At 58.1% G+C, this 12,905-nt stretch carries 17 protein-coding genes and 1 pseudogene; 8 read left to right on the top strand and 10 right to left on the bottom strand.

The genetic code is table 11. The annotated features are described in order from the left end of the window. The first annotated feature begins 17 nt into the window (after positions 1-17). The 6 genes from ribBA to MME58_RS22865 all read left to right on the top strand — a co-directional run bounded on the left by ribBA (position 18) and on the right by MME58_RS22865 (position 4,359). Positions 18-1,109: a bifunctional 3,4-dihydroxy-2-butanone-4-phosphate synthase/GTP cyclohydrolase II gene (ribBA, locus tag MME58_RS22890; RefSeq protein ID WP_054986641.1), complete on the top strand. Its 1,092-nt coding sequence runs from the start codon at positions 18-20 to the stop codon at positions 1,107-1,109. A 129-nt stretch (positions 1,110-1,238) separates the two neighbouring features. Then, positions 1,239-1,715 (top strand): 6,7-dimethyl-8-ribityllumazine synthase, encoded by a 477-nt coding sequence (ribH, locus tag MME58_RS22885; RefSeq protein WP_010438339.1) that lies wholly within the window; start codon positions 1,239-1,241, stop codon positions 1,713-1,715. Continuing rightward, positions 1,712-2,209, top strand: coding sequence for a transcription antitermination factor NusB (gene nusB, locus MME58_RS22880; RefSeq protein WP_054986640.1), 498 nt, complete (start codon positions 1,712-1,714; stop codon positions 2,207-2,209). The genes ribH and nusB overlap by 4 nt, the downstream gene beginning before the upstream one ends. A gap of 16 nt (positions 2,210-2,225) precedes the next feature. Then, the gene (gene thiL, locus MME58_RS22875) at positions 2,226-3,191 is read left to right on the top strand and encodes a thiamine-phosphate kinase (protein ID WP_055004786.1); all 966 of its coding nucleotides are present in this window, start codon (positions 2,226-2,228) and stop codon (positions 3,189-3,191) included. Positions 3,192-3,325: 134 nt separating this feature from the next. Continuing rightward, positions 3,326-3,943, top strand: a complete 618-nt coding sequence (gene ribA / locus MME58_RS22870; protein WP_054986638.1) for a GTP cyclohydrolase II — start codon at positions 3,326-3,328, stop codon at positions 3,941-3,943. Then, entirely contained in the window at positions 3,940-4,359 is a 420-nt protein-coding gene (locus MME58_RS22865; RefSeq protein ID WP_054986637.1) for a hypothetical protein, read from the top strand. Before ribA ends, MME58_RS22865 begins: the two co-directional genes overlap by 4 nt. Before the next feature lie 54 nt (positions 4,360-4,413). Here MME58_RS22865 and MME58_RS22860 read toward each other — a convergent pair whose 3' ends face one another. The 5 genes from MME58_RS22860 to MME58_RS22840 form a co-directional block, all read right to left on the bottom strand. Further along, a complete protein-coding gene (locus tag MME58_RS22860; RefSeq protein ID WP_054986636.1) occupies positions 4,414-4,986 on the bottom strand; it encodes a HupE/UreJ family protein in 573 nt (190 codons plus the stop codon). 25 nt (positions 4,987-5,011) lie between these two features. Continuing rightward, on the bottom strand, positions 5,012-5,629 hold the full coding sequence (ureG, locus tag MME58_RS22855) for an urease accessory protein UreG (RefSeq protein WP_054986635.1): 618 nt from the start codon (positions 5,627-5,629) through the stop codon (positions 5,012-5,014). A 21-nt stretch (positions 5,630-5,650) separates the two neighbouring features. Beyond that, the gene (locus tag MME58_RS22850; protein ID WP_055004785.1) at positions 5,651-6,325 is read right to left on the bottom strand and encodes an urease accessory protein UreF; all 675 of its coding nucleotides are present in this window, start codon (positions 6,323-6,325) and stop codon (positions 5,651-5,653) included. After that, positions 6,322-6,822 carry an urease accessory protein UreE gene (gene ureE / locus MME58_RS22845; RefSeq protein WP_054986633.1) on the bottom strand — a complete coding sequence of 167 codons (501 nt, stop codon included), beginning with the start codon at positions 6,820-6,822 and terminating at the stop codon, positions 6,322-6,324. Before ureE ends, MME58_RS22850 begins: the two co-directional genes overlap by 4 nt. A 287-nt stretch (positions 6,823-7,109) precedes the next feature. Beyond that, complete coding sequence (locus MME58_RS22840; RefSeq protein WP_002555418.1) at positions 7,110-7,742, bottom strand: TetR family transcriptional regulator; 633 nt, start codon at positions 7,740-7,742, stop codon at positions 7,110-7,112. Between the two features lie 223 nt (positions 7,743-7,965). On the opposite strand from MME58_RS22840, the gene MME58_RS22835 reads away from it, so the two are divergent. Next, entirely contained in the window at positions 7,966-10,032 is a 2,067-nt protein-coding gene (locus MME58_RS22835; protein WP_055004784.1) for an AsmA family protein, read from the top strand. Positions 10,033-10,099: 67 nt separating this feature from the next. Here the strand turns inward: MME58_RS22835 and MME58_RS22830 are convergent, their stop codons facing one another. Continuing rightward, the gene (locus MME58_RS22830) at positions 10,100-10,639 is read right to left on the bottom strand and encodes a ferritin-like domain-containing protein (RefSeq protein ID WP_054986631.1); all 540 of its coding nucleotides are present in this window, start codon (positions 10,637-10,639) and stop codon (positions 10,100-10,102) included. 210 nt (positions 10,640-10,849) lie between these two features. Between MME58_RS22830 and MME58_RS28015 the strand changes: the two genes are divergently transcribed. Beyond that, positions 10,850-10,936: a small membrane protein YohP gene (locus MME58_RS28015; protein ID WP_441344152.1), complete on the top strand. Its 87-nt coding sequence runs from the start codon at positions 10,850-10,852 to the stop codon at positions 10,934-10,936. Positions 10,937-11,102: 166 nt separating this feature from the next. On the opposite strand, the gene MME58_RS22825 is transcribed toward MME58_RS28015, so the two are convergent. From MME58_RS22825 to MME58_RS22810, 4 genes and pseudogenes are all read right to left on the bottom strand, one after another. Beyond that, a complete protein-coding gene (locus MME58_RS22825; protein ID WP_055004783.1) occupies positions 11,103-11,477 on the bottom strand; it encodes a hypothetical protein in 375 nt (124 codons plus the stop codon). Between the two features lie 90 nt (positions 11,478-11,567). Next, a complete protein-coding gene (locus MME58_RS22820; protein WP_054986629.1) occupies positions 11,568-11,939 on the bottom strand; it encodes a hypothetical protein in 372 nt (123 codons plus the stop codon). A 114-nt stretch (positions 11,940-12,053) separates the two neighbouring features. Continuing rightward, positions 12,054-12,389 carry a hypothetical protein gene (locus MME58_RS22815; protein WP_055004782.1) on the bottom strand — a complete coding sequence of 112 codons (336 nt, stop codon included), beginning with the start codon at positions 12,387-12,389 and terminating at the stop codon, positions 12,054-12,056. Between the two features lie 100 nt (positions 12,390-12,489). After that, positions 12,490-12,903 (bottom strand): annotated as a pseudogene (locus tag MME58_RS22810) (IS5 family transposase); the annotation flags it as partial. Positions 12,904-12,905 lie beyond the last annotated feature (2 nt).

The raw sequence follows: 12,905 nt of genomic DNA, 5'->3' as shown, positions 1-12,905 counted from the left end.
ATTGAAGGGGGTGCCGCGTGGCGCTCAACAGTATCGAAGAACTGGTCGAAGACATTCGCCAGGGCAAGATGGTCATCCTCATGGATGACGAAGACCGCGAGAACGAAGGCGACCTGATCATGGCCGCCGAATGCGTGAAGCCCGAGCACATCAACTTCATGGCGCGTTTCGCCCGTGGCCTGATCTGCATGCCGATGACTCGCGAACGCTGCGAAACCCTCAAGCTGCCGCTGATGGCACCGCGCAACGGTTCGGGTTTCGGCACCAAGTTCACCGTTTCCATCGAAGCCGCAGAAGGCGTGACCACCGGTATCTCCGCCGCCGACCGTGCGCGTACCGTTCAGGCTGCTGCCGCCAAAGAAGCCAAAGCCGAAGACATCGTCAGCCCGGGGCACATCTTCCCGTTGATGGCTCAGGCGGGTGGCACTCTGGCTCGTGCCGGTCATACCGAGGCCGCCTGCGACCTGGCGCGCATGGCCGGTTTCGAGCCCACGGGTCTGATCTGCGAAGTGATGAATGACGACGGAACCATGTCTCGTCGCGCCGAACTCGAAGCTTTCGCACAGGAACATGACATCAAGATCGGCACCATCGCCGACCTGATTCATTACCGGATGATCCACGAACGTACCGTTCAGCGGATTGCCGAGCAGCCGATGGACAGCGAGCTGGGCAGTTTCAATCTGGTGACCTACCGTGATTCGGTCGAGGGCGATGTGCACCTGGCACTGACCCTGGGCAAGATATGTGCGGAAGAACCGACCCTCGTCCGCGTCCATAACATGGACCCGCTACGCGACTTGCTGATGGTCAGGCAGCCCGGCCGCTGGAGCCTGCGCGCCGCCATGAGCGCGGTTTCCGCGGCCGGCAGCGGTGTCGTGCTGTTGCTCGGCCACCCGCTGGATGGCGATGTGCTGCTGGCGCATATCCGTGAAACCGCCGGGCAACAACCGATCAAGACGCCCACCACGTACAGCACCGTGGGTGCCGGCTCGCAGATCCTTCGTGACCTTGGCGTGCGCAAAATGCGCCTGATGAGTTCACCGATGAAGTTCAATGCGATATCCGGTTTCGATCTGGAAGTTGTAGAATACGTGCCCTCCGAATAAATACCGGCAGGTCGAGGCGTGCGAAAGACGGTTTTTCGCAGGTTTTGGCCTGACGGTCATGATTCGTGGCCTAATATCCCTCAAAGTCCGCCCCAAGGCGGGCTTGCTCTTTAATACGAGACTCACCGAATGACCTTGAAGACCATCGAAGGTACCTTCATCGCCCCCCAGGGCCGTTACGCTCTGGTAGTTGGCCGTTTCAACAGCTTCGTCGTGGAAAGCCTGGTTAGCGGTGCCGTTGATGCGCTGGTACGTCACGGCGTCAGCGAAAGCGACATCACCATCATTCGCGCGCCGGGCGCATTCGAGATTCCACTGGTTGTGCAGAAAGTTGCCCAGCGCAGCGAGTTCTCGGCCATCGTTGCGCTGGGTGCTGTGATCCGCGGCGGTACGCCGCACTTCGAATACGTCGCTGGCGAATGCGTCAAAGGCTTGTCCCAGGTTTCCATGGAATTCGGCGTTCCGGTCGCTTTCGGCGTATTGACCGTCGACTCCATCGAGCAAGCCATCGAGCGTTCCGGCACCAAGGCCGGCAACAAGGGCGCTGAAGCTGCTCTGTCCGCCATTGAAATGGTCAGTCTGCTGTCGCAGCTGGAGGCCAAGTGATTTCCGACGATACCGATCAGTTCAACCCGCGCGACGCCAAATCACCGGAAGCCGCCAAGGGCAAAAGTGCCAAACGTCGCGAAGCGCGCCAGATGGCAACCCAGGCCCTGTATCAGTGGCATATGGCTGGCCATGCGTTGAACGAGATCGAAGCACAGTTCCGTGTCGACAACGACTTCAGCAATGTCGACGGCGCCTACTTTCGCGAGTTGCTGCACGGTGTGGCGACCAACAAGACCGAGATCGACACCGCGCTCTCGCCTTGCCTCGACCTGACCATCGAAGAGCTCGATCCGGTTGAACTGGCCGTGTTGCGCCTGTCCACGTTCGAGCTGCTCAAGCGCATCGATGTGCCTTACCGTGTGGTGATCAACGAAGGCATCGAGCTGGCAAAAGTCTATGGCTCCACTGATGGCCACAAGTTCGTCAATGGCGTGCTGGACAAGCTGGCACCGCGCCTGCGCGAAGTCGAAGTGAAGGCCTACAAGCGCTGATTCGCGCCTGACCTTCATGGGAGAGTTCGAGCTGATCCGCAATTACTTCGCCGCCGCGCCCTGTGCGCAGGCGGGCGAGGAAGTTGCCCTCGGGATCGGCGACGACTGTGCGCTGCTGGCGTTGGCGCCCGGCGAGCAGTTGGCGATCTCGACCGATACTCTGGTTGCCGGGGTACATTTTCCCGATATCTGTGACCCCTTCCTGCTGGGCCAGCGTGCGCTGGCGGTGTCTGCCAGTGATCTGGCAGCGATGGGCGCGCGACCCGTCGCGTTTACCCTTGCCTTGACCCTTGCGCAGGTCGATGCCGACTGGTTGCAGGCATTTGCTCGTGGCCTTAACCAGATGGCGCAAGGCTGCTCACTGCATCTGATCGGTGGCGATACCACATGCGGTCCCTTGAGCCTGACATTGACGGTGTTTGGTGCAGTTCCCGCAGGATCAGCCCTGACACGCGGCGGCGCTCGCGCGGGCGATTTGCTGTGCGTCGGCGGCGCACTGGGTGATGGTGCAGGTGCGTTGCCGCTGGTATTGAAGCAGCGCAGCACCGAAGCCTCGATTGCCGAAGCGTTGCTGGCCCGCTACTGGTCGCCGCAACCCCAACTGGCGCTGGGTCAGGCATTGCGGGGCAGGGCGACGTCGGCGCTGGACATCTCCGATGGGCTGCTGGCTGATTGTGGACACATCGCCCGTGCTTCATGTGTCCGTCTGGTTGTCGAACGTGACCGGCTGCCGATGTCTGATCAGTTGCTGACATTGTTCGACCTGCCTTCTGCCCGACAGGCCGCGCTCAGCGGTGGCGACGATTACATTCTGGCGTTCACGTTGCCGCCCGGCTATCTGGCCGGTTTGCTGGAAGAAGGCTGGCCAGTGCATGTCATTGGCCGGGTCGAGGAGGGGCAAGGTGTCGTTCTGGTTGACGATGCAGGACAAGACGTCACCCCCGACACGCATGGCTATCAGCATTTTGGCGGTGCGCAGTGAAGGAATGCAGCGCATCTATCTATCGAACTTTATGATCTAAATGCCCGAGAATTCAGCCTGAGCGTCCGTAGGAACCTGCTGTTACAATGCAAATCTTGCGAATTTCCAGTCTTCATACTGATCAGGAGCACACGGTGCCCGTCGTCTTTGTCGCCGCTTCCAAACTGCCCACACCCTTTGCAGAGTTTGCCATGCACGGCTTTATCGAGTCGGCAACCGGCCGTGAACATGTCGTCCTGAGTCTGGGCGATGTGGCGAACGGTGAGCCGGTTCTTGGCCGCGTGCATTCCGAATGCCTGACAGGCGACGCCCTGTTCAGCCAGCGTTGCGATTGCGGCTCTCAACTTGAAGCTGCCTTGCGCGCCATTGCGGCCGAGGGACGTGGCGTGTTGCTGTACCTGCGTCAGGAAGGACGCGGCATCGGCCTGATGAACAAGATCCGCGCCTACGAGCTGCAGGATGGCGGTGCCGATACCGTTGAGGCCAACGAGCGTCTGGGCTTTGCCGCCGACCAGCGTGACTACGCGATCTGCCTGCCAATGCTTCAGCATCTGGGCGTTGAGTCGCTGCGCTTGATGACCAACAACCCGCGCAAGGTCAAAGCCTTGACCGACATGGGCATCAAGGTTGCCGAGCGGGTGCCTCTGCACACCGGACAGAATCCGCACAACCGCCTTTATCTGGCGACCAAGGCCGGTAAGCTGGGGCACATGATGGGTAACGAGCATCAGAGTGAGGTCGGCCCCGCGTGACACGTAGCGAGGTTCGCCAAAAGCTGGAAATGGCATGGTGGCGTCAACTGGGTCTGACCCTGGCGCCATTGCTGGTGGTCTGTGTATTTTTCGGTGCCAGCGAGCCACTCATTCCCGTGTTGGCAATCCCGTTGTTCATCGCCGGCATAGGCTCGATGTTCGTCAGCCTCAAACCCTTCGGCGCTTACAAGCGCGCGCTGGCGGCCACCCAGGCCGCACTTGATACCCCGGAAGAGCCGACAGCATGGCTCAAACTGGCTGCCATCCGCCGTCTGGCCTTCCTCGCTGCCGGGCTGCCCGCCTGGATCGCGGCCATTGCTGTGCTGTTCGGTCTGCATCCCTTGCCGGTCTGCCTGCTGGCGTTTGCCAGCGCAGTGCTGCTCTACCTGTACCGCATTCCTGCGCTATCGCGCTGACCCTCTCCCACTGATCGCTCCCGAATAAACGGGCGCGATCAGCCGGGAGTCTGATCAGCCCGCCAGCAACCACACGCCAGTGGCCGCAGACGCTGCCCCTGCAATCCGCACCAACGGTGCTGCGGCTTGAGGCAGTGCGCGAACTACGGCATAACCCGCTGCGTGCAAAGCCGCAGTCGCAGCAACGAAACCTGCTGCATAAGCCCACGGGCTGGACATGTCAGGCAGTTCAAGGCCATGCGCTACGCCGTGGAACAAAGCGAACACTGCCGTTGCTGCCACAGCCAGCGCCACGGGCGGACGCACAGCCAGTGCCACGGCCAGACCCAGCGCCAGTACCGACGCCGCAATGCCGCTTTCCAGTGCTGGCAGGTTCAGCCCCTCAAAGCCCAGCACACCGCCGATCAGCATGGTGCCGACGAAGGTGCAAGGCAGCGCCCAGCGGGCTGTGCCTTGCTGTTGCGCAGCCCACAGGCCGACCGCAAGCATCGCCAGCAAATGGTCCAGCCCGCCAATCGGATGGCTGATACCTGCGATCAGACCGTTATCGCCATGACCGGGGTGAGCCAGCGCCAGGGTCGGGATCAGCAGCAGCGCGAGGGCGCCAAGGGCTTTTTTGTAGTTCATCGACGGGTTCCTTTTGGTTGTGAATTCAGGCGGCCGCAGTCAGCAGGCCCTGGCGTTCAATGAAGGCAATGATCTGCTCCAGACCCTGGCCGGTTTTCTGGTTGCTGAACACGAACGGCTTTTCGCCGCGCATCTTGCGTGTGTCGCTGTCCATCATTTCCAGTGACGCACCCACCAGCGGCGCGAGGTCGATCTTGTTGATCACCAGCAGATCAGACTTGCAGATACCGGGGCCGCCCTTGCGAGGCAGCTTGTCGCCTGCCGACACGTCGATTACATAGATCGTCAGGTCGGAGAGCTCCGGGCTGAACGTCGCGGAAAGGTTATCGCCGCCGGACTCGACAATAATCACGTCCAGACCCTCAAAGCGGCGATTGAGCTGGTCAACCGCTTCAAGGTTGATCGAGGCGTCTTCACGAATGGCGGTGTGCGGGCAGCCACCGGTTTCAACACCGATGATGCGCTCAGGTGCCAGTGCCTCGTTGCGCACCAGAAAGTCAGCGTCTTCGCGGGTATAGATATCGTTGGTCACGACCGCCAGGTTATAGCGGTCGCGCAATGCCAGGCATAGGGCCAGGGTCAGGGCCGTCTTGCCGGACCCGACCGGGCCACCGATACCGACGCGCAGAGGTTGGCTGTTCATTGAGTTCTCCATAAAGACTGATCAGGACCGGAATAACCGGCTGTATTGACGTTCGTGCGCCATGCTCGCCAGAGACAGACCAAAGGCCGCGCTGCCAGCATGGTGAGTATCGTGACTGTTTGCACTGACCTGCGCCTGCTGCAACAAGGGCAACAGCTCGCTGGTCAGGCGTTGCGCAGCCTGCTGACCCAGCGGCAGGGTTTTCATCAGTACGGCCAACTGGTTTTCCAGCCAGCTCCACAGCCAGGCGGCCAGCGCGTCTTGCGGATCAATCCGCCAGGCACGCGCAGCCAGTGCCCAGCCAAGGGCCAGATGCGGCTCTGCTGTCTGCTCCAGGAACCGACGTGCCTCGCGATCCAGCTCCGGCAGGCCATTGAGCAACTGTTGCAGGGAGTAACCCATCTGTCGGCTCTCCTGATACAACTCGCGTGTTTCGCGGCTGGCGCGGTGCTGCTCGCTGACTTGCAGCAACTGGCCCCAGTCACCGGCTGACGCTGCCTCGCAATGGGCGAGCAGCAAGGGTGCCTCGAAACGGGCGAGATTGAGGAGCAGTTGATCACCGATCCAGCGGCCCGCAGTCTGCGGATCCACCACAATGGCTTGCTCCACCGCCATTTCCAGCCCTTGCGAATAGCTGTAGCCACCAATCGGCAACTGCGGGCTGGCCAGACGCAAAAGCGCCCAGGCGCTGTTCACTTGCGCACGCCGAACTGGTGCATGCGCGGCGGATAGTTGAAATCCTCTTCGCCGGCACGCGAGTGATGATGACCGCCGCCATAGGCACCGTGTTCCGGCTGGAAAGGTGCTTCGAGCGTTTCAACGGTGGCACCCAACTGATCGAGCATGGCCTTGAGCACATAGTCTTCAAGCAGGCGCAGCCAGCCATCGCCGACTTGCAGGGCGACGTGACGATTGCCCAGGTGGTAAGCGGCGCGGGTCAGTTCGAACGTGCTGCTGCAGGTGACATGCATCAGTTTTTCGGGGCGTGCGCAGACGCGCACTATGCGGCCGTCCTGCGCCTGCAGAAACTCGCCATCGCGCAGTGGTGACTGACCACGCTGCAGAAACAGGCCGACGTCTTCGTTTTCCGCACTGAAGCAGCGCAAGCGACTCTTGCTGCGCGCCTCGAAATTCAAGTGCAGCTCGGCGGCCCATTCGGCCTGAGGTTCGATTCGATTGTGAATCACCAGCATCAGATAGCTTCCAGCCAATTGCGATGCTTCAAATCAGAGCAAGGGGCTTGCCAACAGTGCAGGTTGTGGGAAATGTCTGGCAGGCGCGGACGACGTTGATCAAGATGCGTCGTTGATTGCTCTTCTTGGGTGCACAAATAAAAACATGCACATTTTTGGTGCTCTGCCTGTTCTTCGCTGAGGGTTATTGGCGCACGACAATGCGTGTTGCGCACCAAGCGATGAATGATTCTCGTGCCCTCGCTGCGTAGCGCGCCGCTGAAGCACGCAAGATCGCGGTGGGTCACTCAATCGTGACTGCCGAGCCCTCGCCAGTGGCGTGCGCCAATAAAGATGAAGCGCAGTTGCTGGGTAATCTTGGCCTGAGGCGTCAGATGTGGCGCAAGCGACGCGGGAGGTGGGTCGATCAGTTCCGGGAGCATTGCGAACACACTCTTGACTACCAGGTCGGCGATGATCGACAGCGCATCGGCATTCAGGTGCTGCCATTTGGGCATCTTTGCCAGGTCGGCCGTCAGGTCGGCACTTATGCCTTCGCGCAAAGCTCCCAACGCCTGACGCACCTTGAGAGAGCCGCCGTACTGTTCGCGGGCCAGAAACAGAAACTGCGAGCGGTTGGCCGCGACACGTTCGAGAAATATCTTCACCGACGCACGAATCAGACCGCCCATTGCGAACTCATTGTGCCGCACCAGCCGTATGGTCTCGCGGAAGGTCTGGCCGACCTCACTGACCAGCGCCAGCCCCAACTGATCCATGTCTTCAAAATGACGATAAAACCCGGTCGGCACGATGCCCGCTGTTCGCGCCACTTCCCGCAGGCTCAAGCTGCCGAAGCCGCGCCCGCTCTCCATCAACTGATGGGCAGCATCAAGCAAGGCTCTTCGGGTCTGTTGTTTCTGTTCGGCGCGGGGCAGCATGGCTCAAACGATTCTTGGATTAGGCTGGGCTGCACTTTACCAAATGCGCTTTACCTGCGTCGAAAGGGTTTTCAGGACGGCCCCTCGAATGGAGCCGCAGTATCGGTGCTGGCCTTTGCTGCGATTTCGTATTCAAATCAAACCCTCGGCGCGTTTGTCAGTCGAACATTCATGTCGTATTCAGCGCGCCAGGGTCGGGGCGCTGTTTTCTGGAGAGTCACGCATGACGCGCAGCCGCAAGATTTTCGCCTGGACAGGTGCCACGTTACTGGTGGTGCTGGCCATATTGGTCATTGTGATTGTCACTTTCGACTGGAATCGCATCAAACCCACCCTCAATCAGAAAGTCAGCGAAGCGCTGCATCGCCCGTTCGCCATCAATGGCGATCTGGACGTACGCTGGACGCGCGAGCCTGAGCTCGGTGGCTGGCGCGCGTGGGTGCCGTCTCCGCACTTCGTCGCCGATGACCTGACGCTGGGTAATCCCGAGTGGTCGAAGACCCCGCAGATGGTAACCCTCAAGCACGTTGAATTTCGTCTGTCGCTGCTGCCGTTGCTGGCCCAGCAAGTGGTCATCCCGCGTATCGATTTGACCGGCCCCGAGGCAAAGCTTGAGCGTCTGGCCGATGGTCGCGCCAACTGGGTATTTGACCTGCCCAAATCCGATCCCGATGCCGAACCTTCCAAATGGGTTGTGGATATCGGCGCGATCAAATTCGACGAGGGGCTGGTGAGCTTCAATGACCAGACGTTGAATGCCAATCTGGACGTGGTGATCGATTTGCTCGGCAAGCCGATCCCGTTCAGTGAAATCGTCGGTAGCAAGGAAGCGCAAAAAGCGCAGGACAAGGGCGCGGTGCCGCAGGACTATGCATTTGGCCTTGCTGTTACAGGCCAGTACCACGGTCAGAAACTGAACGGCACCGGCAAAGTGGGCGGCCTGCTCGCGCTCAAAGACGCCAATCAGCCGTTTCCGGTGCAGGCTGATGTGAAGGTCGGTGATACCCACGCGGTCATCGCAGGCACCTTGACCGATCCACAGAACCTGGGCGCATTGGACCTGCGCCTCAAACTTTCCGGGGCGAGCCTGAGCAATCTTTACCCTCTGACCGGCGTGACCCTGCCGGACTCTCCCGCTTACTCGACCGACGGCCGCCTGGTTGCCAGGCTGCACGATCCGGCAGGTGCCAACTTTCGTTACGAAGGCTTCAACGGCAAGATCGGCAACAGCGACATCCACGGAGACCTGGGTTTCGTTGCCAGTCAGCCTCGGCCCAGGCTGACCGGCGTTCTGGTGTCCAATCAGTTGTTGTTCAGCGACCTGGCACCACTGATCGGCGCGGACTCTAATGCGGCGCAGAAAAAGCGTGGCGGCGAGAGCAAGCAGCCGTCGGGCAAGGTTCTGCCTGTCGAAGAGTTTCAGACCGACCGCTGGCGAGCGATGGATGCCGACGTTGAGTTCACCGGCAAGCGCATCGTGCAAAGCCCGGACCTGCCGTTCACAGACCTGTATACCCACCTGATTCTCAACGATGGTCAGTTAAGCCTTGAGCCGCTGCGTTTTGGCGTGGCGGGCGGCAAGCTGGATGCCGATATTCGTCTGGATGGCCGCAACAAGCCGATGCAGGGCAGGGCAAAGCTGTCGGCGCGCAACTTCAAGCTCAAGCAGCTGTTTCCGACGTTCGAGCCAATGAAAACCAGCTTCGGTGAGTTGAACGGTGATGCTGACATCAGTGGTCGCGGCAACTCGATTGCGGCGCTGCTTGGCACTGCCAACGGCGAAATGAAAATGTTGGTGAACGATGGCGCGATCAGTCGCGGCCTGATGGAAATCGCCGGCCTCAACGTAGGCAACTATGTAGTGGGCAAGCTGTTTGGCGACAAGGACGTGAAGATCAATTGTGCGGCCTCTGATTTCGGTATCAAGGACGGGCTGGCAACCAGTCGGTTGTTCGTCTTCGATACCGAGAATGCCATCATCTACATCAATGGCACGGCGAACATGAAGACCGAGCAACTGGACTTGCAGATCAACCCGGAATCCAAAGGCTTCCGTGTGTTCTCGCTACGCTCGCCGCTGTACGTCAATGGGCCATTCGCCAAGCCCAATGCGGGCGTGCAGTCCGGTCCGTTACTGTTGCGCGGTGCCGGCATGGTCCTGCTCGGGGCCACCGTAGGCCCGGCCGCCGGTCTGCTGGCGCTGGTCGCGACGGGCGACAGTGAGCCGAACCAGTGTGGTCCGCTATTGGAGCAGATGCGTACAGGCAAGGCGCCGAAGACGGTGAAGTAATCGTCAGAACCTTTCGCCCACAAAAAAGCCAGGACACAGGTCCTGGCTTTTCATTTGCTGCCGCGTGTTACAGATCGTTCAGAATATCCGCCATGTCATCAGCGTGCTCTTCTTCCTGAGCAAGGATTTCTTCGAAGATGCGACGCGTAGTCGGGTCGCTGTCACCGAGGTACTGAATGATCTCGCGATAGCTGTCCACCGCAATGCGCTCGGCGACCAGATCCTCGTAGACCATTTCCTTCAGTGTATTGCCCGCCACGTACTGCGCGTGAGAGTTCTTCGACAACGTGTCCGGGTTGAACTCAGGCTCGCCGCCCAGTTGCACGATGCGCTCTGCCAGCTTGTCGGCGTGCTGCGCTTCCTGTTCTGCGTGCTCCAGAAATTCGGCTGCTGCCACGCTCGCCTTCAGGCCCGACGCCATGTAGTAGTGGCGCTTGTAGCGCAGCACACAGACCAGTTCGGTCGCCAGCGACTCATTGAGCAGGCGCAGCACGGTCTCGCGGTCAGCGCTGTAACCTTCAGTCACAGCACCATCTTCAACGTTCTGGCGTGCGCGCTGGCGCAGAGTGTTTACATCGGAAAGCTGTGATTGCGGTGCAGAAATCATCATTTATCTCCAGGGTTCATCAGGTTTTGCTGTCTCGCTCTGTGTGTCGCCCGGCAGGATCAGCAAAGGGTGTGAGTGCTGGAGGAGGGGAAAAGTTTTATTGGATTTTCGTCGCTAGCGACGGTGGTGACTGAATGTAAAAATATAAGAAACGAGTGCAGAACGCTGCGGTCCCAACCATGAGACCCAAATAAATCGTGGAGATACACAATGCTCAAGTTCCTGGGAAGCACCGTCGGCATCATCTTTCTGATCGGCCTGGTCGTGGTTATTGCCCTGTTCAAGCTGGTTTTCTAAGCGTTAATCTGCTGGTTGGCCTGATACTGCGCTCTGGAGGGTTCTTCGGGGCGTGGTGATATTTTTCTATCTTGGGGAATGCGCTGTGATTCGTCATGTAATTTAGGCAAATCACCACCGTCAACCCCGCGCCCGGATCCGTTCGGGTGTGCGTTATCATCATCTTTCAAGCGTGGGGAATCACAAACTGGGTGAACCCGATCAGGGCCATAAGCACCACGATCTGCGCTGTCCAGGGGATAAACAGCAGGTACTTCATGTTTTTAGGAAAGCTTCTGGATTCCTCTATATCCATAAGGCCTTGTTTCTTACCCAGGCTGGGAAAAATCAAAAACAGATACATCATCCCGCACCGCACCATTTTTCCAGGCATGCCTGCGTCGCCGTACGTGGATTTGTTGTCTGTGATGAGCTTGCAGTTGGGTAAGTGTGATTCGAAAATGTCCGTGTAGTTATGTGCTACGTAGGCTGACGCGAGAATAATGATGAGCATCGCGGCGTACAAGAAAATCCCGATTAGGCCCGGCTCGATATTGGTCACGTTCTGATCTCGCTCATGAAGACTGTTCCCTTGTGCGCTTTATGAAAGAAGGAGCGTCATGTGTGCCTTCGATCTTGTCGTTATCGATTGCTAATCTTGACCCAGGAAAATACTAAGTGCCATCATCGCTGTAAGTAAACAGAAATTTACGACCGTCGGGATTATCAAGGATTTTTTATAAAACGCTGGGAGTTTTTCAACCTCTTTGTCATCAATGACGCCTCTCCTGGCGCTTAGCTTCGGCACCATCAATACTACAGAAATAACGCCACCGCGTATGACCTTTCCGAGCAGGCCACCACCTGACCATGCTTCTCTGATGGTCTGTACAGAAGAGCAGTTCGGTAGCTGCTGTTCGATGATCTCAACATACTTGTGCGCAATGAAGGCGGTGACGAAGAGGTTAAGTATCATCGGTACCATTATGATCAGACCGACCAAGCCTATCGGGATATTTATCATGGTCTGATCGACCTTGCCAGCATGGCGTGTGAGAGTTTCATTAAAAATAATATGTTCTATTCGGGCAAGTTTTTAAAGCCCTCCAAAATAAGCTGAAACCCTGAGTGCCATAAGTCAGAAAAACAAAAAGAACGTCACGATTGTCGGGATGAGTAAAACTTTTTTGTAAAAACCCGACAGGTTTTTGACTTCCTTAATGTCGATAAGTCCCCTTCTGGTGCTTAGGTTGGGGGCCATGAGTATTGTTGCGATAATGCCGCCGCGCATGATTTTTCCAATCAGACCACCTCCCGACCAGGCCTCTCTAATTGTTTGTACAGAAGAGCAGTTGGGTAGTTGTTTCTCTATAGTTTCAATATACGTGTGCGCAATAACTGCCGTGGCAAATAGATTTATTATGATGAGTATCAATAGCGCTCCAAAAATGAGACCTATTAGATCACTTGTCATTCTGTAATTTCCTTGTAGAGAATTCACCTAAGGAAGCTTTGAAGTACGCATCGATTTTTGATGCGCTCGTGGCCTGAGGTTCAAAAAACTCGCTCGATCAGATCCTCTGACGATCCTGATGCTCCGCGCGCTTGTCCACGCCGGTGTAGCCCGCATCACCGATGACATAGGTTTCCTCGCCGTGTAGCAACTGATCGACTTGGGTCACGTCCGCTACATTCGCCGCAGTGCCCACCAGGCTATGGACTAAACCCGAATCGGCATTGATGCCGATATACGCTTTCATGCCGAAGAAGTATTGATTTCCTTTCTTCGTCTGATGCATCTCAGAATCGCGTTTGCCGTCCTTGTTCTTGGTCGAACTCGGCGCGTGAATGATCGTCGCATCGACCTCGGTGCCTTGGCGCAGCATCAAACCACGATCACCCAAATAGCCGTTGATGAACTGCAGTATCCCGTCTGCCAACTCGTGCTTTTCCAACAAGCGCCTGAAGTTGAAAATGCTGGTTTCATCGA

This window comes from Pseudomonas syringae pv. tagetis (assembly GCF_022557255.1).
In the GTDB taxonomy this organism is placed as follows: Bacteria; Pseudomonadota; Gammaproteobacteria; order Pseudomonadales; family Pseudomonadaceae; genus Aquipseudomonas; species Aquipseudomonas caricapapayae.
This window is presented reverse-complemented; position numbering and strand designations above follow the sequence as displayed.